Source organism: Roseovarius gahaiensis (genome assembly GCF_011601345.1).
Lineage (GTDB): Bacteria > Pseudomonadota > Alphaproteobacteria > Rhodobacterales > Rhodobacteraceae > Roseovarius > Roseovarius gahaiensis.
Genome location: NZ_JAAORB010000005.1, coordinates 45317 through 63468, shown reverse-complemented (window position 1 = coordinate 63468; position 18152 = coordinate 45317). Strand labels below are relative to the sequence as shown.

The following is an 18152-nucleotide window of genomic DNA, read 5'->3' as shown; positions in this document are numbered from 1 at the left end:
GGCCTTGCGGCGTGCTCATCTTGTCCCTTGACCCGACCGGGGCAGGCTCATACATATCCGCCAATTTGCCCACACCCGGAGACTCGTCCCATGGCCCACGCGACCCAAGACCGACCGACCGCCTGCTTGGCCTTGGCCGACGGCACGTTGTTTTACGGCAAAGGCTTTGGCGCGGTCGGCGACACCACCGCCGAGCTGTGTTTCAACACCGCGATGACCGGCTATCAGGAAATCATGACCGACCCGTCTTATGCAGGGCAAGTGGTGACATTCACCTTCCCGCATATCGGCAATGTTGGTGTGAACCCCGATGATGACGAAACCGCCGAACCGGTGGCCGAAGGCATGGTCGTGAAATGGGATCCGACGGACCCCAGCAACTGGCGGGCAACCGAAACGCTGGCTGACTGGATGGCCAAGCGCGGGCGCATTGCAATCGGCGGCGTCGATACCCGCCGCCTGACCCGCGCGATCCGTCAGCAGGGCGCGCCGCATGTGGCGCTGGCCCACGATCCCGAAGGTAATTTCGATACGGCCGCTCTGGTCGAAAAGGCACGGGCCTTTGCAGGCTTGGAAGGCATGGATTTGGCGCGTCGCGTGACCTGTGCACAATCCTATCGGTGGGATGAAATGCGCTGGGCGTGGCCCGAAGGGTACGTCAAACAGACCGACGCCAAGCATAAGGTTGTGGCGATTGATTACGGGGCAAAGCGCAATATCCTACGCTGTCTGGCAAGCGCAGGGTGTGATGTGACGGTCTTGCCCGCCACGGCCACGGCCGAGGATGTGCTGGCCCTTAACCCCGACGGGGTTTTTCTGTCGAACGGTCCGGGCGACCCGGCGGCAACCGGCGCATATGCCGTTCCGATGATCAGCGGCGTTCTGGACAAGGGGTTGCCGATGTTCGGCATTTGTCTGGGCCATCAAATGCTGGCCTTGGCGCTTGGTGCAAAGACCGTCAAGATGAACCACGGCCATCATGGGGCGAACCATCCGGTCAAGGATATTGAGACCGGCAAGGTCGAAATTACCTCGATGAATCACGGTTTTGCCGTCGACAGCCAGAGTTTGCCCCAAGGCGTGATGGAAACCCATGTCTCGCTGTTTGACGGATCAAATTGCGGATTGCGGATGACGGATCGCCCGGTATTTTCCGTGCAGCACCACCCCGAAGCAAGCCCCGGCCCGCAAGACAGCTTTTACTTGTTCGAGCGGTTTGCGGCCTCGATGGCGGGCTAAACTGCTCGCTTTAACCTCTTGTTAACCTTTAATTTACCGATGGTTAACCTTCCTTGCCCATTGTTGAACAGGCAATCAGGGCAAGGAGGGACACATGGGGATTTCAGAGCTGCGCCAGCTTGGTGTGCCCCGTGGTATCCCGGCAGCGGATAAAACCAGCATCGGCACCGATCTGGTGCGACGCGGCGTGATCTCGCGGTCGGACCTAGAGCTTGCGCAGATCGTGCAGCGCCATTGCGATGCGCCGTTGGATGACATCCTGCAAGCCGAAGGGCTGAGTGATGAAACGTCTTTGCTTGCCGCCCATGCCGCACGTTTGGGCGCGCGCACCGCGTCACCGGATGATTTGAAGACCCTTCCCGAATTTCAAAGCCAAGCCGATCCCAAGCCGTTGATCCGACATGGCGTTCTGCCCGTCACCGATCGTGACGGACAGCCTGCCATTCTGACCCATGGTGCCATGCAAATGTCTGACGTGGCGGATATCCTGCCGCAAGGGACTGACCCGACACAGAGGCGCGTGTTGTTGGCACCGCGCACCGCGTTGCAGGACACAATCGCGCAGCGGTATCGACACACCCTGACACAGGCCGCGCAAAACCGCGTTCCGGCCATGGAAAGCTGTCGCACATGGGGCGATAATTTCCGGCGTCGCTTGGGTTTTACCTTGGTTTTTCTGGCGGGATTGCTGGCGCTTTCACTGGCGTTTCCCGTGGCCGTGTTCGGGGTGTTTGTGGCATGGGCCAGCCTGACGCTGATCATTTCCGCCGGTATGAAAACCGCAGCTTTCATTGCCCGGATGGCCACAGGCGACGCCGCGCTGCCATCGGCGCCGGCCCCGCAGGCCGGGGTGCCATTGCCAAAAGTTTCGGTCTTGGTGCCGCTGTTCCGCGAGACGGAAATCGCCCACCACCTGATTGCCCGGCTTTCACGGCTGACATATCCCAAATGCTTGCTGGATGTTGTGCTTGTCCTTGAAGAGGAAGACGACCTGACCCGTCAGACCTTGGCACAAATCGACCTTCCGCCATGGATCAGGGCAGTTGTCGTGCCGGATGGTCAGCCGCGCACCAAGCCGCGGGCGATGAACTATGCGCTTGATTTCTGTCGGGGCGATATCATCGGCATTTTCGATGCCGAAGATGCGCCCGACCCCGATCAGATCACGGCGGTGGCGCGGCGCTTTCAACAGGCTCCGGACAATATGGTCTGTGTGCAGGGTATCCTTGACTATTATAACCCGCGTCAGAACTGGCTCGCGCGCTGTTTCACCATCGAATACGCCACGTGGTTCCGGATAATTTTGCCGGGAATGGCGCAGCTTGGGTTTGCCATTCCGCTTGGCGGAACAACGCTGTATTTCCGGCGTGACGCCTTGGAAAAACTGGGCGGATGGGACGCCCATAACGTGACCGAGGATGCCGATTTGGGCTTTCGGCTGGCGCGGCATGGCTACCGCACCGAGATGCTGCACACGGTCACCGGCGAAGAGGCCAATTGCCGCCTGTGGCCATGGATCAAGCAGCGCTCACGCTGGCTGAAAGGATATATGACGACATACTTGGTGCATATGCGCCGCCCGCTGCTGCTGTATCGCCAGTTGGGCGCATGGAAATTCTGGGGATTTCAGGCGCATTTCATCACCGCCTTGTCGCAGTTTGTTTTGGCGCCGTTCCTGTGGTCGTTCTGGCTGGTTTTGTTCGGTCTGCCACATCCGTTGGACGCAGTTCTGGCGCGTGAGGTGCTTGTCGCTTTTGGAAGCCTGTTTTTGATGGTCGAGGTGGTCAACATCGTGATCCACGCCGCCGCCGTCCGGGGGCCGCGGCATAGCCATTTATTGCCATGGGTGCCGACCATGCACGTCTACGCGCCGCTTGGGGCCATTGCCGCTTACAAGGCGCTTTACGAATTGGTGCTTAAGCCGTTCTTTTGGGACAAGACCACGCATGGCCTGTCTTTGAACCCTGAGGCGCGGCCTATAACCACCGCGTCAGACCAAGGTGGAAACCTCACCTGAATCAAGCTTCAACCGGGTCACGAACGCCTTGGATATATGCGCCTTGAGAGCCTCGCCGGCAGCCGCCGCATCGCGCGCTTCGATCGCCGAGACGATGGCGTCATGCTCTTTCAAGGCATCCTCGGGGCGGCCAAGGGCGGCCAGCGACGTGGTGGCCATCAACGCCATCGAACGATGCACAAGATCCAGTTGTTGCACCAAAAACCGGTTATGCGAGGCAAGATGAATCTGCTTGTGAAAGCGTCGGTTGGCCCGTGCCATGGCCTGCGGGTCGTTCAGCAGCGCCCGGTCATCCTCGACCATATCGCGCAATACGCGCACCTCTTCGTCGGTGGCATGGCGGGCGGCAAGGTTGGCCGCCAACCCCTCAAGCTCGGCGCGCACAACGTAAAGCTCGGCCAGTTGGTTGTGATCCAATGAGGCGACGATCAGGCTGCGACCGTCACGGGCCAGCAGCGATTGCGTCTCAAGGCGTTGCAAAGCCTCTCGGATCGGGGTCCGCGATACGCCAAAGCGTTCTGCAAGATCGCTTTCGACCAAGCGATCGCCGGGTTTGTAAAGCCCGATGTCGATCGCTTCGAGGATCAACGTGTAGGCATCTTTTTGCGGCGTTTTCATAAGCACGGCCTGTCCCTGTTATGTGATCCGGCGACACTAAGCAGGGAAGGGGCCGGTTATCAAGGGTCACACGATTGCACCCATCGTCGCGCCAGCCTATGGTGCGGCCATGCCGAAGCAATACTTTGATCATGTGGACAGCTGGGTGTTCGATTTGGACAACACGCTTTATCCACCACAGGTGCGGCTGTTCGATCAGATCGAACAGCGCATGACCCAATACGTCATGACGGCGCTGCGTGTTGACCACGTGGAAGCGGATCGTTTGCGCGATCACTACTGGCGGCAACATGGCACCACGCTTGCCGGGCTGATGCGCGAGCATGGCGTTGATCCTGATCCCTATCTGGTGGCGGTGCATGATATTTCGTTCGATGCGTTGCTGCCCGACCTCAACCTGCGCAATGCCATCCATGGTTTGCCGGGGCGCAAGATCGTCTACACCAATGGCAGCGGCCCGTATGCAGAACAAGTGATCGACCGCCGCGGGCTGTCGGGGCTTTTTGATGCGGTCTATGGCGTCGAACATGCAGGTTATCGGCCCAAACCCGAACAAGCGGCGTTCGAGGCGATATTCCAGCGTGATGGGCTGATGCCCGCGCGCGCCGCCATGTTCGAGGATGATCCACGCAACCTGCGTGCGCCGCACGCCTTGGGAATGCGGACGATACATGTGTCCCCGGAGGCCTTGCCAACCGATCATATCCACCACCACACCGATGATCTGGCCGAGTTTCTGACGCGACTGGTCTGAACTGTCGCATGCGTCGAAATGTGCCTTTGTGGAATGGCGTCGCGTCATATTTATAACGCACAGTTCTAATTCGTCCAAGGAAAGATCATGACAGCACTCGACACGGGTATCGCATCCAAAACCGAAGACAACCACACCACCAGCGCAGACAAAGACGCGGATATCGCGGTGGCCGGTCCGATTCTGCTGACCGTTATTGTGCTGGTCGCAGCATGGGCCGCCAGCTTTGTGATGTGGGGCGTTCCTGGTCTCTATATTCCGGCGGTGGCAATGGTTCCGGTGATGATGGCTGTGCTGATCTGGATTTCCCGGGGGTGACACTGCCGATCTGCTGGCGCTTATCGGCAGGCGGCCTATGTTGAACCGCAGGAGGGCAGCGCAATGACCAAACCGGAGTTCGACATCGTAGTTTCGGGGGGCGGCGTGGCCGGTCTTACGGCGGCGGCTGTGTTTGGCAGTGCCGGATTTTCGGTGCTGTGCGTCGATCCGACGCCGCCGGTAACCGAGCGTAATTCCGAAGGGTCTGACCTGCGGACAACGGCATTTTTGCAGCCCGCGCAGGCGCTGTTGGACAGGGCAGGCGTGTGGGCACGGCTTGCCCCCCATGCCGAGGACCTGCAGATCATGCGGATCGTCGACGCAGGTGGCCCAAACCCCGAACCGCGCCTGACCAAGGAATTCAACGCTGCGGACATCTCGGACAAGCCGTTTGGCTGGAACCTGCCCAATTGGCTGCTACGGCGCGAGATGGTGGCGCATCTGCAGACGCTCGACACCGTTGAGTTTCGGCCCGGCACCGGATTTGCGTCCTTGTTCACCCGCGAGTCCGAGGCCCGCGTTGGCCTGACCGATGGCAGCCGGGTGCGCTGTCGTCTTGTGATCGCCGCCGATGGCCGCAACTCACCGGTGCGCGACGCCACTGGAATTGGCGTGAAAACAACGCGCTACGGGCAAAAAGCCTTGGCCTTTGCTGTCACACACCCAATCCCGCATGAAAATGTCTCGACCGAAATTCACCGCTCAGGCGGGCCGTTCACCTTGGTGCCTTTGCCGGATTACGACGGGCGGCCCAGTTCGGCTATCGTCTGGATGGAAGACGGCCCTGAGGTCGAACGCCTTGCCGCCTTGCCGGTTGACGCTTTTGAGGCCGCGATGAACGTGCGGTCGTGCCAATTGTTTGGGCCGCTGTCGCTGGCGTCGCGACGCACCACATGGCCCATCATCAGCCAGCAGGCGGACCAGATGTATAGCGAACGCGTGGCGCTTGTGGCCGAGGCGGCCCATGTCGTGCCACCCATCGGGGCGCAAGGCTTGAACATGTCACTTGGGGATATGCGGGTGCTTCTGGAATTGGCCGAGGCTGCGCCCGAGCGCTTGGGCGATGCGCAGATGCTTCAGGCATATCACCGCCGCCGGCATTGGGAAGTTTCAGCGCGGGTGCGGGGCATCGACGTGTTGAACCGGGCGTCGATGATGCAGGCGCAGCCCTTGCGCGATGCGCGCGCCATGACGCTGAATGCGATTTATTCACTGGCCCCGGTGCGCAAAACGCTGATGCAGCTTGGATTGGGCGCACGCGGATAAACCACCGCGCGCGCCAAACTTGCGAACCCGCCTGTCATGGCGGGTGAGCGGGCCTTTTAAAGCACTTTGTCCAGAACGGTTTTCAAACGGCTAACCGTTCCCGGCACGTCATACAGTTTGTCCAGCCCGAACAGCCCCAGACGGAATGTGCGAAAGCCTTCGGGCTCATCACAGGCCAGCGGGACACCTGCGGCAATCTGCATACCTTGGGCGGCAAATTTGCTGCCATTCTGAATGTCGGGATCGTCGGTGTAGCTAACCACAACGCCCGGTGCGCCAAAGCCTTCGGCAGCGACGGATGTCACGCCCTTGTCGGCCAGCATGGCGCGCACGGCATTGCCAAGCTCCCACTGGGCATCGCGTAGCTTTTCAAACCCGTAATCGCGGGTTTCGATCATGGTGTCGCGAAACGCGCGCAAGGCATCGGTGGGCATGGTGGCATGATAGGCGTGCCCGCCGTTTTCATAGGCCTGCATGATGTCGTGCCATTTCTTCAGGTCGATGGCAAAGCTGTTGGATTTTGTGGTGTCCAGACGCGCGACCGCGCGCGCCGACATCATCACCAACCCGGCAGAGGGCGAGGCCGACCAGCCCTTTTGCGGCGCGGAAATCAGCACGTCCACGCCGGTGGCCTGCATGTCCACCCACGCGCAGCCCGAGGCGATGCAATCCAGCACCATCAACGCGCCCACCTCGTGCGCGGCATCTGCCAAGGCTGTCACGTAATCATCGGGCAGGATGATGCCAGCCGAGGTTTCCACATGCGGGGCAAACACCACATCGGGTTTGGCCTCGCGGATTTTGGCGGTGACCTCCTCGATCGGGGCCGGGGCAAAGGGGGCTTGCGCGCCGTTGCCGGTTTGGCGCGCCATGCACACTGTGGTGTCCGCAGTAAACTGACCCGCGTCGAAAATCTGGCTCCAGCGATAGGAAAACCAGCCATTGCGCACGATCAACGCATGGGCATCGGTGCCGAATTGGCGCGCAACCGCCTCCATCGCATAGCTGCCGCCACCGGGGATCAAGGCCACGGCATCGGCCTTGTAGACGTCTTTCAACATCCCCGAGATGTCACGCATCACCTGTTGGAAGCTCTCGCTCATGTGATTGAGCGAGCGGTCGGTGAACACCACCGAGAATTCTTCCAAACCATCGGGATCAACAGTATCAAGCAAAGCGGTCATGCGCTGGTTCCTCCATTCGATTTGAGACAATTGCTAGCTTGTCGCGGCACGCTTGGCAAAGCCTACCTTTGCATACCGGCCATAGGCGACCCTACCCAATCGGGCCGGGGCGGCGCTCTTCGCTTAGCAGGACATTGGCCTCGACATCGCCGACACCCGGCAATGTCATGATCCGGCGGCGCAAAACCCGTTCGAAATCTGATATGTCGCGGGCCACGACCCGCAAGCGGTAATCATAGAGGCCAAGGATATGTTCGACGGTTTGCACTTCGGGGATGGCTGAAACCGCGCGCTCGAAATCCTCAAGGCTGACACGCCCCTTGGTGGCCAGCTTGACCCCCAGAAACACTGTGACGCCAAAGCCAAGCTTTTCCTTGTCCAGATCAAGCTTCTGGCCCGCAATCACGCCGATCTCGCGCAGGCGCTTGATGCGCCGCCATGTGGCCGGTTGCGACAGGTTCAGCTTGCGACCAAGGGCCGACGCGCTTTGCGTGGCGTTTTGGGCCAGTGCGCGCAGGATCAGACGGTCGGTTGTATCCAGCTCGATCATAGGGGCAGCACCTCGTCCGATTTGATCCGCGCCACATGCATCAGTGCCTCGATATCCGCGATATGCGGCAGGGTCAGAATAGCGCTGCGATAGATGTGTTGATAATGCGCCATGTCGCGGGCGATGACCGACAGGCGCAGATCGACCCGTCCTAGAAAGGTTTGAATTTCAACGACATCGGGCACGTTGCGGGCTGCGTCTAGAAAATCGTCGAAGGCCCGGGGCTGGGTTTTGTCCAGTGTGATCCGCAACGATACCTCAACCTCATACCCAAGCGCACGCCAATTGATGACCGCGCGGTTGGCGCGAATGACACCGGCGGCCTGTAACTTGTCCAGTCGGCGGGCGCAGGTCGCAACGGTCAGCCCGGCCAGATCGGCCAGATCGGCCGGGCCAAGGGTGGCGTCGTGTTGATAATGGCGCAGCAGGCGCAGGTCCACATCGTCAAGCATGATATTTCCACAAAATTGCAAACAAAGAATGAATACTGCTAAAATATTGGAAAATATACCCGATATGACCGCCTAATTTCCGTCTTTACGGTAGTCTACCTTGGAAACCTGAACCGAAGTGGAGAACTCAATGCGCGTTTATTATGACCGTGATTGCGACATCAACCTGATCAAAGACAAGAAAGTGGCCATTCTGGGCTACGGCAGCCAAGGCCACGCGCACGCTCTGAACCTGCGCGACTCTGGTGCCAAGAACCTGTGTGTTGCCCTACGCGACGGCTCGCCGTCGGCCAAGAAAGCACAGGCCGAAGGCCTTGACGTGAAAGAGATTTCCGAGGCCGCCGCATGGTGTGATGTGATGATGTTCACCATGCCCGACGAATTGCAGGCCGAGACCTACAAGAAATACGTGCATGATCACATCAAACCCGGTGCGGCGATTGCCTTTGCCCACGGTCTGAACGTGCATTTCGGCCTGATCGAGCCGAAAGAAGGCGTCGACGTGATCATGATGGCCCCCAAAGGCCCCGGCCACACCGTGCGCGGCGAATACGTCAAAGGCGGCGGCGTGCCCTGCCTTGTGGCCGTTGATACCGACGCGTCGGGCAAGGCTTTGGAAATCGGCCTCAGCTACTGCTCGGCCATCGGCGGTGGCCGTTCGGGCATCATCGAGAGCAACTTCAAGGAAGAATGCGAAACCGACCTGTTCGGCGAGCAGGCCGTTCTGTGCGGTGGCGTTGTGGAACTGATCCGCATGGGTTTCGAGACGCTGGTCGAAGCGGGCTACGCCCCTGAAATGGCGTATTTTGAGTGCTTGCACGAGGTGAAGCTGATCGTTGATTTGATCTACGAAGGCGGCATCGCGAACATGAACTACTCGATCTCGAACACGGCCGAGTATGGCGAATATGTCAGCGGGCCGCGCGTTCTGCCCTACGAGCAGACCAAGAAAGAGATGAAGGCGATCCTGCACGATATTCAGACCGGTAAATTCGTGCGTGATTTCATGCAGGAAAACGCGGTTGGCCAGCCGTTCTTCAAGGGCACGCGCCGCATGAACGACGCGCACCAGATCGAAGAAGTGGGCAAGAAACTGCGCGATATGATGCCGTGGATCAGCGCCGGTAAATTGGTGGATCAAGAAAAGAACTGATCGGGACCAACAGCCTTTGATTTCATGGATTGACCCCGGCCCATGGCTGGGGTCTTTTCCGTTCGAGCGGTCGAAAAGGGTATCGTAAGTGCCAGAAATTACCGGAAAAAGTTGGGTGATGGTGGCCGCGCTTGGCTTGGTCTGGGGCGCGACCTTCATGGTGATGGAAGTGGCCCTGCGTGGGATCACCCCGTTCTGGCTGGCCGCGGCGCGGATTGGATTTGCGACACTTCTGATGGTGGCGATCTGGGGCTGGCGTGGCTTTAAGTTATTCGCGCAACCCCTTGGAAAAATGGATGTAATACGTATCGTGGCCATTGGCGCGCTGTCGTCCGCCGTGCCCTTCATGTTGCTGAGTTGGGGGCAGCAATATGTGACATCGGGATTTGCGGGCGTGTCGATGGCCGCCGTGGCATTGCTGGTGCTGCCGCTGGCGCATTTCTTGGTTCCGGGTGAGTCTTTGACGCCGCGCAAAGTGGCGGGGTTCGTGATTGGTTTTCTGGGTGTCGTGATCTTGATCGGTGGGCAGGCCTTTGCATCGACTGGCCAATCTTTGGAGGGGTTTGGCCGTGCTGCCTGTGTCGCTGCGGCGGGGTGTTATGCGGTCAGTTCTGTTCAAATGCGGCTCTTGCCGCAGGTGGATTCGATAGGGCTAAATGCTGTGACGCTGCTGATCGGGGCCGTGATCGTGATTTTTGCCGCTTGGGCCATTGAAGGCCCACCGCCGTCAACTGACCGCAACACGTTGTATGTATTGCTATTTCTGGGGCTGGTGCCAACCGCCGGGGCCAGCCTGTTGCGGGTGTTGGTGATCCGCTCGGCGGGCCCGGTGTTCATGAGCCTTGTGAACTATCAGGTGCCGGTCTGGTCTGTGGTTCTGGGGGCGCTTGTCTTGGCCGAACCATTGCCGCCAAGCCTGTTGTCGGCATTGGCGCTGATCCTCTGCGGTGTGGGGTTGAGCCAATACGGCCCGTTAAGCCGCCTGTTTCGCCGTCAGTAAATTATAAAATCTCAATGCGAATGCTGCATATCTGGCCGTAAAACCGCCAAAAGTTACATTTTTTCGTCCATTTGGCGGAACCGATCCGAAATTCAGTCCTTGCCCTGTTGGCCCAAGGTGGCGGATTGCCACAGGCGCAGCGCCTCGGAGGTTTCGCGCACGTCATGCACCCGAAGCATCTGAACGCCTTGGGCGACGCCGGCAATGGCCACGGCAATCGAGCCGGGGGCGCGGTGGCGCGCCTCTTCGGCGCCGCCGATGGTGCCGATGAACCGCTTGCGCGACGCGCCCAACAGGATGGGGCAGCCAAGCGCGTGGAAGAGCGACAAATTCTGTAACAACGTCAGGTTGTGATCCAGCGTTTTGCCAAAGCCGATACCGGGATCGACGATGATCTGATCACGTGGAATGCCAAGCGCGGTCAGCACCTCAACACGGTCTGACAGGTAGTCATAGACATCAAGGGCCACGTTATCATAGCGCGGGTCCACCTGCATCATATCGGGTGTGCCTTGCGCATGCATCACGCAAACCGGCAGGCTGGCCGACGCCGCAAACGGCGCAAGGTCGGGATCAAAGGTGAAGCCTGCCACATCATTGATCAGGTTTGCACCAGCCTCGTGCGCGGCGTGGGCCACCGGCGCTTTGCGGGTGTCGATGGATATCGGGATGTCGGTTTCGGCGCGGATCGCCGCGATCACCGGGGCGGTGCGGCGGATTTCCTCGTCAATCGGGATTTCCGAGGCGCCGGGCCGGGTGGATTCGCCGCCCACGTCGATGATCGCCGCCCCTGCGCCGATCATGTCGCGGGTATGCGCCAGCGCCGAGGCGGGTTCAAAATGTAGGCCGCCATCGGAAAAACTGTCGGGGGTGACGTTGAGAATGCCCATCAGGCGCGGTTCGGACAGCTCTAACCCGGCCACAGGGGCGCGCGGGGCGGTCAACCGCGCCACAACCTCGGTCGGGGCGCTGTGTGCAGGGCTGAGCTGCGGCGGCGCATCACGGCGCAGCAGTTCCACGGTATCGAACCAAAGCGGCCCACCGGCAAGCGGCAGCGCGCCGTCAGGCCGGGCATGGTCATAGCGGGCAATAGGGCGGTAATAGGTGGCCATGAAACGCTCCGATCTGCGCAGGGTTGTCCCTTTATTGACGGATGAGGCGCAAGGTCAAGCCAGTGCTGCGCAGGTTTACAGCCCTGATTGCGCGATGTCCTGCACAAGAATTGGCACATCCGCGCCCGAGGCGGGCGGGGTTTCCCCGATCAACAGAAGGTCGGAGGCGTCAATATGGCCCGAAAACCATGCTGCAAGCGCCACGGGATCATCTGGCCCGGTTGACGGGCCATCGACCGCATCCAGCACGATTTTGGACGGCGCCCAAACGCTGATCTGGCCGTTTTTCATGGCCCAATCCAATTCGGTCCTTGTGTTAACGACAACGCAGCGGTCATCGCGCCCGGCCAGAACCCAAGCATTTTGTTCGATGGCCAGCAGATCGACGCGGCGTTGGGTCATGGTATGGCCGGTGCGCGGCGGGGCGGTGTCGGACATGCCGACACAAAGAATCACCGGTTCGGCCCGTTGTTCCAATTGATCCAGCCAGCGGCCTAGATTGGGTGAGCGGATTGCGGCATTGGTCAGAAACACCACATGCGGATGCGGGGTGGTGTCGGTGTGATGGGCCACGGGGTTGGTGGCAAGATCATCGACCGAGCGCACGATTTCCACGCCAAGCGCACCGGGGCCGCGATCAAGCTTTTCGATCCGCACGAAGGTGCGCACCGCTTGGGGCTCCCACAGGATGCGTTCGGCGATCCGTTCGGACAGTGTTTCCAGAAGGTTCAGCCGTTCTTCGGCCAGTTCTGCCGCGATGGCCTCGGTCACCTTGTCATAGCTGAGGATGCGATCAACATCGTCGTCAAGCGGGTCGGTGATGGGGCGCACTTCGACCACGACGTTAAAGCAAACCCGCTGCGTGACGCCGCGTTCGGCCTGAAACGCGCCGATCTCAACCTCGACGATATGGTCGCGCACCGAGATACGATCAAGCGGACCATCCGGAGCTGTGGCATCCGCGCGCTCGGACGGGTGAGCAAAGGCAAGGCGTATTTCGTGTGACATGGCGCGGTGTTCCGTGTGGCTGTGTTGCGCGGGGCTTAGCATGGCGGACCTGCCTCGTGAAGGCGCGAAAGCGACAGGGGTCGGGGCAGGGGCGGCAGCCAAGGGCAGGGGGCTTGTCCGCCTCTGGCGTGGCGGCCCGCGCCAGAGGGATAAACGCAAACAAGCCCCGGCGGGGTGCCGGGGCCTGTGGTTATTGTTAATCAGCCGTAAGGGTTAGTGGGCCGGTTGTTTGTCCCAGTCTTCCCGCTTGGGAAGCTGCTCGAACGTGTGTTCGGGCGGCGGGCTGGGCAGGGTCCACTCCAACGTGTCGGCGTATTCGTTCCACGGGTTCGCCTCGGTCGAGCGGGCACCACGGAACAGCGAGTAGAAGACGACGCCGAAGAAGAACACGAAGGACGCGAAGCTGAGGAATGCCCCGATCGACGACCAGTAGTTCCAGACCGCGAAGGCCTCGGGGTAGTCGATGTAGCGGCGCGGCATGCCCTGACGGCCCAAGAAGTGCTGGGGGAAGAAGGTCAAGTTGGCGCCGATGAACATCGCCCAAAAGTGCAGCTTGCCAGCCCATTCAGGATACATTCTGCCGGTCATCTTGGGGAAGTAGAAGTAGATCCCCGCGAAGATCGCGAACACAGCCCCAAGGCTCATCACATAGTGGAAGTGTGCGACCACATAGTAGGTGTCGTGATACGCCCGGTCGACGCCCGCCTGGCTGAGAACAACGCCGGTGACGCCGCCCACGGTGAACAGGAACAGGAAGCCGAAGGCCCACAGCATGGGGGTCTTGAACTCGATCGAGCCGCCCCACATCGTGGCGATCCAGCTGAACACCTTCACCCCTGTTGGCACCGCGATCACCATCGTAGCCAGCATGAAGTACGACTGCTGGGTCAGCGACATACCGACGGTGTACATGTGGTGCGCCCAGACGACGAAGCCCAGAACACCGATCGCGATAATCGCCCAGACCATTGGCAAGTAGCCAAAGATCGGTTTGCGCGCGAAGGTCGCGATGACGTGGCTGATGATGCCAAAGCCCGGAAGGATGATGATATAAACTTCGGGGTGACCAAAGAACCACAGGATGTGCTGGTAGAGCACCGGATCACCGCCACCGGCAGGATCGAAAAATGTCGTGCCAAAGTTACGGTCGGTCAGCAGCATGGTGATGGCACCGGCCAGAACAGGCAGGGCCAGCAGGATCAGCCACGATGTGACAAAGATCGACCATGCGAACAGCGGCACCTTGAACAGGGTCATGCCCGGGGCGCGCATGTTCAGGAAGGTGGTGATCATGTTGATCGCGCCAAGGATCGAGCTGGCGCCCGAAACGTGCACGGCAAAGATCGCCAAATCCATCGAAATACCAGTTTCGGTGGTCGAAAGCGGCGGGTACAGCACCCAACCGACGCCCGAGCCAAGCTGGCCATTGCCGCCAGGCGCCAGCAACGAGGCGACACCAAGCGCCGTCCCGGCGACAAACATCCAATAGCTCAGGTTGTTCATGCGCGGGAACGCCATGTCAGGCGCGCCGATCTGCAGCGGCATGAAGTAGTTGCCAAAACCGCCGAACAGCGCCGGAATCACCACGAAGAACATCATCAGCACACCGTGGTAGGTGATCATGACGTTCCAAAGGTGCCCGTTTGGCGTGCATTCGCCTGCGGCTGCGGCGGTAAAGCGTGCGCCTTCAAGGCACATATACTGAACGCCGGGTTCCATCAGCTCCAACCGCATGTAAACGGTAAAGAGCACCGAGATCAGGCCAACGATTGCCGAAGTCACCAAGTAGAGAAGTCCAATGTCCTTGTGGTTGGTGGACATGAACCAACGGGTGAAAAACCCGCGCTGGTCTTCGTGTTCGTGGCCGTGAATGGCTGCGTCTGCCATTGTCTGCCTCCTGCTGGTAAAAAATCCGGGCGCACGCCTTGTCTGACGGCACCCCCGTCCATTCAGGTTTTAGAATGACTGGGGCAGGCAGGCAATGCGAGAGTTTGACCCAGATCAAATAAATTTGTCGCACCCTCTTGCGCGGTCAGCGGGTGTGCCATGTCCGGGGCGTGTGCAAGCGTGCCGCGTCGGACGGCACTGGAGCGCCATGAAACAGCAAAGCCGCGCGGGTTTGCCCCCGCGCGGCTGCAGTTAACCGTCTGACGTAAAATGTTTATTCCGAGAATGTCGCCAAGAAGGCTGCGATGTCTTCGCCGCCTTTGCGCAGTTTGTAGGTCATCTTGCTGCGACCATCGAGGAAACCGTTGGGATCTTTGGCATATTCAACGATGTTGGTTTCATCCCAAACCAGACCTTCCTCGGCCTTAGCCATCAGGGCGTCGGAATAGCGGTAATCCTCAACCGAGCCTGCGGCACGGCCAATCACGCCGTATAGGTTGGGGCCGACACGCCCGCCCCGGACGATTGATTCACCTTCGGGCGATTGAATCATGTGGCACGCCTTGCATTGGCGATATTCTTTTTCGCCGGCGGCGGCGTCGCCCTCGGCCAGTGCCGGGGCACCAAGCGCCAGAAGCGCGGCAGTTGCTGTGATAAGAGTTCTCATTCCGACCTCACTATGGTGGTTATCTATCGCGCGTTTGTAGGCAATACATAACAATTTCACGCCATGCGGCAAGCGCTGCTTGTCCCTGCGCGGGGGAATTGGCAGCGGCGTTTTGTCGTCCTTCCGGCACGGGCCGGGGCAGGTGCGGCCTGTCGCGTGGCCCTTGCCAAGCGGCGCGCGTGCCCCTACGAGGCAGATCATGAGACTTCTATTTTTGGGCGATGTCGTGGGCCGGGCAGGGCGGCGTGCGGTGGCTGATACCCTGCCCAAGCTACGCGATGAATGGCGTCTGGATTTCGTTGTGGTCAATGGCGAGAACGCCTCGGGCGGGATGGGCCTGACGGGCGATCACGCCAAGGGTCTGCTTGAGGCGGGTGCGGATTGCGTGACGCTGGGGGATCATGCCTTTGATCAGCGCGACATGCTGCAATTTATAGAATCCGAGCCGCGCGTGATCCGGCCGATCAATTACGCCAAGGAGGCGCCGGGGCGCGGGCACCGGGTGTTTTCCGATCGGCGCGGGCGCAAGGTGCTGGTGGCGCAGGTGCTGGGGCAGGTGTTCATGAAGCGCTGTTTCGATGACCCGTTTTCAGCCGCCGACGCGGTGCTGCGCGCCCATCCGCCGGGCGGCGCGGTGCAGGCGTCGTTGATTGACATGCATTGCGAGGCAACCAGCGAAAAGATGGGCATGGGCCATTTTTGTGATGGCCGCGCCAGCGTGGTTGTCGGCACCCATACCCATATCCCCACCGGGGATGCGCAGATTCTGCCGGGCGGCACAGCCTATCAAAGCGATGCGGGCATGTGTGGCGATTACAACTCGGTGATCGGGATGGAAAAGGCCGAGCCGATGCGCCGCTTTGTCACCGGCATGGGCAAAGGACGATTCCAGCCTGCCATGGGCGATGTCACACTGTCGGGGTTGTTTGTGGAAACCGATGATAAAACAGGCAAGGCGCTGCACTGTCGGATGGTGCGCCAAGGTGGCAGGCTGGAGCAGGCCATGCCCTGAGCGCAGGTTTCGTGATGGTGCTTGCCGCATCTTGCGTCATCGGCGAAACTGCGCCGCGCAGTAAGAGTAGCACCCAAGGGGCAACGGATAAAAATAATGGAATTGTTCGAGTTTTCGCAAACGGGGCAGGCGATTGTCACGTTGCTGGTTGTGGCGGCGATGTTCACGCTGTTTATTCGCGAGATCTACCCCACTGAAGTGGTCGCTATCACTGGTGCGGCGGTTTTGCTGGCTTTGGGCGTGTTGCCTTACGATGCGGCGCTGGCCGTGCTGTCGAACCCGGCCCCGTGGACCATTGTGATGCTGTTCATCATTATGGGGGCCTTGGTGCGCACCGGGGCGCTGGATGCGTTGACAACACTGGCCGACCGCGAGGCCAAAGAACGCCCCAAGGTGGCGATTGTGCTGCTGTTCGTGTCCGTATTGATCGGATCGGCCTTCATGAACAACACCCCGGTTGTCGTGGTCATGATCCCGGTCTTTGTGCAATTGGCCCGCACTTTGGGCGTGTCGGCCAGCAAGCTGCTGATTCCGCTAAGTTACGCGGCCATTCTGGGGGGCACGCTGACGCTGATCGGCACCTCGACCAACCTGCTGGTCGACGGTGTGGCGCGCACCCATGGCATGGCGCCATTCACCATTTTCGAGGTCACGCCGCTGGCGATTGTTCTGGTGATCTGGGGGGCGATTTACCTGCGGTTCATCGGGCCGTATTTGCTGCCCGACCGCGCCTCGATGGCCGATATGCTGTCGGATCGTTCGCGCATGAAGTTCTTTACCGAGGCGGTGATTCCACCGGATTCTAACCTGATCGGGCGCGAAGTGACCGGCGTGCAACTGTTCAAGCGCGAGGGCGTGCGCCTGATCGACGTGGTGCGCGGCGATCAATCCCTTCGGCGCAACCTGAAGGGCGTGGAGTTGCAGGTGGGCGACCGGGTCGTTCTGCGGACCCAGATGACCGAATTGCTCAGCCTGCAGCGTGACAAAAGCCTCAAGCGTGTCGATCAGGTGTCGGCGGTCGAGACGACGACGGTCGAGGTATTGATCACCCCCGGCTGCCGGATGGTGGGGCGCACACTGGGCGCGATGCGGCTGCGGCGTCGGTTCGGGGTTTACCCGCTGGCGGTGCATCGTCGAAATCAGAATATCGGCCGCCAACTGGATGATCTGGTGGTGCGCGTGGGCGACACCCTGCTATTGGAAGGGGCGCCCGAAGACATTCAGCGCCTGTCGCGCGAGATGGAGCTTGTGGATGTCTCGAAACCCTCGGCGCGGGCGTTTCGGCGCGGTCACGCGCCGGTGGCGGTGGCGGCGCTGGCGGGGATCGTCGCCTTGGCGGGCTTTGCCGTGGCACCGATTCTGGGCCTTGCGGTGGTCGCCGTGGCCTTTGTGTTGGTAACGCGCTGCATTGATGCGGACGAGGCGTTTTCCTTCATTGACGGGCGGCTATTGGCGCTGATTTTCGCGATGCTGGCCATCGGTGCGGCGCTGGAATCGTCGGGCGCGGTGCGCTTGATCGTCGAAGCACTGGCCCCGATCTTGCAGGTCTTGCCGCCGCCCTTGATCATCTGGGCGATCTTTCTGCTCACCTCGGTCTTGACGGAATTGGTCAGCAATAACGCCGTGGCGGTGGTGGTCACCCCGATTGCCATCGGCTTGGCTGATGTCATGGGCTTTGATGCCCGGCCTTTGGTGGTGGCGGTGATGGTTGCGGCGTCGGCCAGTTTTGCCACGCCGATCGGATACCAGACCAATACGCTGGTCTATGGCCCCGGGGGCTACAAGTTCACCGACTTTATGAAGGTAGGCATCCCCCTGAACCTGAGCGTTGGCCTGCTGTCCAGCGCGCTGATCCCGCTGATCTGGCCGTTGTGATCAACGTGTGGGCTTATGCGGGCGCAGGCCGCGTACACTA

General features: G+C 60.3%; 17 protein-coding genes. 9 read left to right on the top strand and 8 right to left on the bottom strand.

The genetic code is table 11. The features are described 5' to 3' along the window. Nucleotides 1-90: 90 nt before the first annotated feature. On the top strand, nucleotides 91-1239 hold the full coding sequence (carA, locus tag HAT86_RS04775; protein WP_167193955.1) for a glutamine-hydrolyzing carbamoyl-phosphate synthase small subunit: 1149 nt from the start codon (nucleotides 91-93) through the stop codon (nucleotides 1237-1239). Nucleotides 1240-1333: 94 nt separating this feature from the next. Further along, nucleotides 1334-3256: a glycosyltransferase gene (locus tag HAT86_RS04770; protein WP_167193952.1), complete on the top strand. Its 1923-nt coding sequence runs from the start codon at nucleotides 1334-1336 to the stop codon at nucleotides 3254-3256. On the opposite strand, the gene HAT86_RS04765 is transcribed toward HAT86_RS04770, so the two are convergent. Next, nucleotides 3230-3874, bottom strand: coding sequence for a GntR family transcriptional regulator (locus HAT86_RS04765; RefSeq protein WP_167193950.1), 645 nt, complete (start codon nucleotides 3872-3874; stop codon nucleotides 3230-3232). The two genes, HAT86_RS04770 and HAT86_RS04765, sit on opposite strands and share 27 nt — an antisense overlap. A gap of 109 nt (nucleotides 3875-3983) precedes the next feature. Between HAT86_RS04765 and HAT86_RS04760 the strand changes: the two genes are divergently transcribed. The 3 genes from HAT86_RS04760 (at nucleotide 3984) to HAT86_RS04750 (ending at nucleotide 6212) form a co-directional block, all read left to right on the top strand. Continuing rightward, nucleotides 3984-4628, top strand: a complete 645-nt coding sequence (locus HAT86_RS04760) for a pyrimidine 5'-nucleotidase (protein WP_167193948.1) — start codon at nucleotides 3984-3986, stop codon at nucleotides 4626-4628. Between the two features lie 87 nt (nucleotides 4629-4715). Continuing rightward, complete coding sequence (locus HAT86_RS04755) at nucleotides 4716-4946, top strand: hypothetical protein (protein ID WP_167193946.1); 231 nt, start codon at nucleotides 4716-4718, stop codon at nucleotides 4944-4946. 63 nt (nucleotides 4947-5009) lie between these two features. Next, complete coding sequence (locus HAT86_RS04750; RefSeq protein ID WP_167193944.1) at nucleotides 5010-6212, top strand: UbiH/UbiF family hydroxylase; 1203 nt, start codon at nucleotides 5010-5012, stop codon at nucleotides 6210-6212. Nucleotides 6213-6268: 56 nt separating this feature from the next. Here the strand turns inward: HAT86_RS04750 and HAT86_RS04745 are convergent, their stop codons facing one another. The 3 genes from HAT86_RS04745 to HAT86_RS04735 form a co-directional block, all read right to left on the bottom strand. After that, a complete protein-coding gene (locus HAT86_RS04745; RefSeq protein ID WP_167193941.1) occupies nucleotides 6269-7396 on the bottom strand; it encodes an aminotransferase class V-fold PLP-dependent enzyme in 1128 nt (375 codons plus the stop codon). Nucleotides 7397-7487: 91 nt separating this feature from the next. After that, nucleotides 7488-7946: an Lrp/AsnC family transcriptional regulator gene (locus tag HAT86_RS04740; RefSeq protein WP_167193939.1), complete on the bottom strand. Its 459-nt coding sequence runs from the start codon at nucleotides 7944-7946 to the stop codon at nucleotides 7488-7490. Continuing rightward, nucleotides 7943-8398 (bottom strand): Lrp/AsnC family transcriptional regulator, encoded by a 456-nt coding sequence (locus HAT86_RS04735; protein WP_167193937.1) that lies wholly within the window; start codon nucleotides 8396-8398, stop codon nucleotides 7943-7945. Before HAT86_RS04735 ends, HAT86_RS04740 begins: the two co-directional genes overlap by 4 nt. A gap of 130 nt (nucleotides 8399-8528) precedes the next feature. Between HAT86_RS04735 and ilvC the strand changes: the two genes are divergently transcribed. Further along, nucleotides 8529-9551, top strand: coding sequence for a ketol-acid reductoisomerase (gene ilvC, locus HAT86_RS04730; protein ID WP_167193935.1), 1023 nt, complete (start codon nucleotides 8529-8531; stop codon nucleotides 9549-9551). Between the two features lie 118 nt (nucleotides 9552-9669). After that, complete coding sequence (locus HAT86_RS04725) at nucleotides 9670-10551, top strand: DMT family transporter (protein WP_167194104.1); 882 nt, start codon at nucleotides 9670-9672, stop codon at nucleotides 10549-10551. 92 nt (nucleotides 10552-10643) lie between these two features. Here the strand turns inward: HAT86_RS04725 and folP are convergent, their stop codons facing one another. From folP to HAT86_RS04705, 4 genes are all read right to left on the bottom strand, one after another. After that, nucleotides 10644-11663 (bottom strand): dihydropteroate synthase, encoded by a 1020-nt coding sequence (gene folP, locus HAT86_RS04720; protein WP_167193933.1) that lies wholly within the window; start codon nucleotides 11661-11663, stop codon nucleotides 10644-10646. Nucleotides 11664-11738: 75 nt separating this feature from the next. Further along, a complete protein-coding gene (locus HAT86_RS04715) occupies nucleotides 11739-12671 on the bottom strand; it encodes a dihydroneopterin aldolase (protein WP_167193931.1) in 933 nt (310 codons plus the stop codon). A 213-nt stretch (nucleotides 12672-12884) separates the two neighbouring features. Continuing rightward, a complete protein-coding gene (gene ctaD / locus HAT86_RS04710) occupies nucleotides 12885-14558 on the bottom strand; it encodes a cytochrome c oxidase subunit I (RefSeq protein ID WP_167193929.1) in 1674 nt (557 codons plus the stop codon). A gap of 274 nt (nucleotides 14559-14832) precedes the next feature. Continuing rightward, nucleotides 14833-15225, bottom strand: coding sequence for a c-type cytochrome (locus tag HAT86_RS04705; RefSeq protein ID WP_167193927.1), 393 nt, complete (start codon nucleotides 15223-15225; stop codon nucleotides 14833-14835). 199 nt (nucleotides 15226-15424) lie between these two features. On the opposite strand from HAT86_RS04705, the gene HAT86_RS04700 reads away from it, so the two are divergent. Then, nucleotides 15425-16237 (top strand): TIGR00282 family metallophosphoesterase, encoded by an 813-nt coding sequence (locus HAT86_RS04700; RefSeq protein ID WP_167193925.1) that lies wholly within the window; start codon nucleotides 15425-15427, stop codon nucleotides 16235-16237. Between the two features lie 96 nt (nucleotides 16238-16333). After that, complete coding sequence (locus tag HAT86_RS04695) at nucleotides 16334-18112, top strand: SLC13 family permease (protein ID WP_167193923.1); 1779 nt, start codon at nucleotides 16334-16336, stop codon at nucleotides 18110-18112. Nucleotides 18113-18152: the final 40 nt, after the last annotated feature.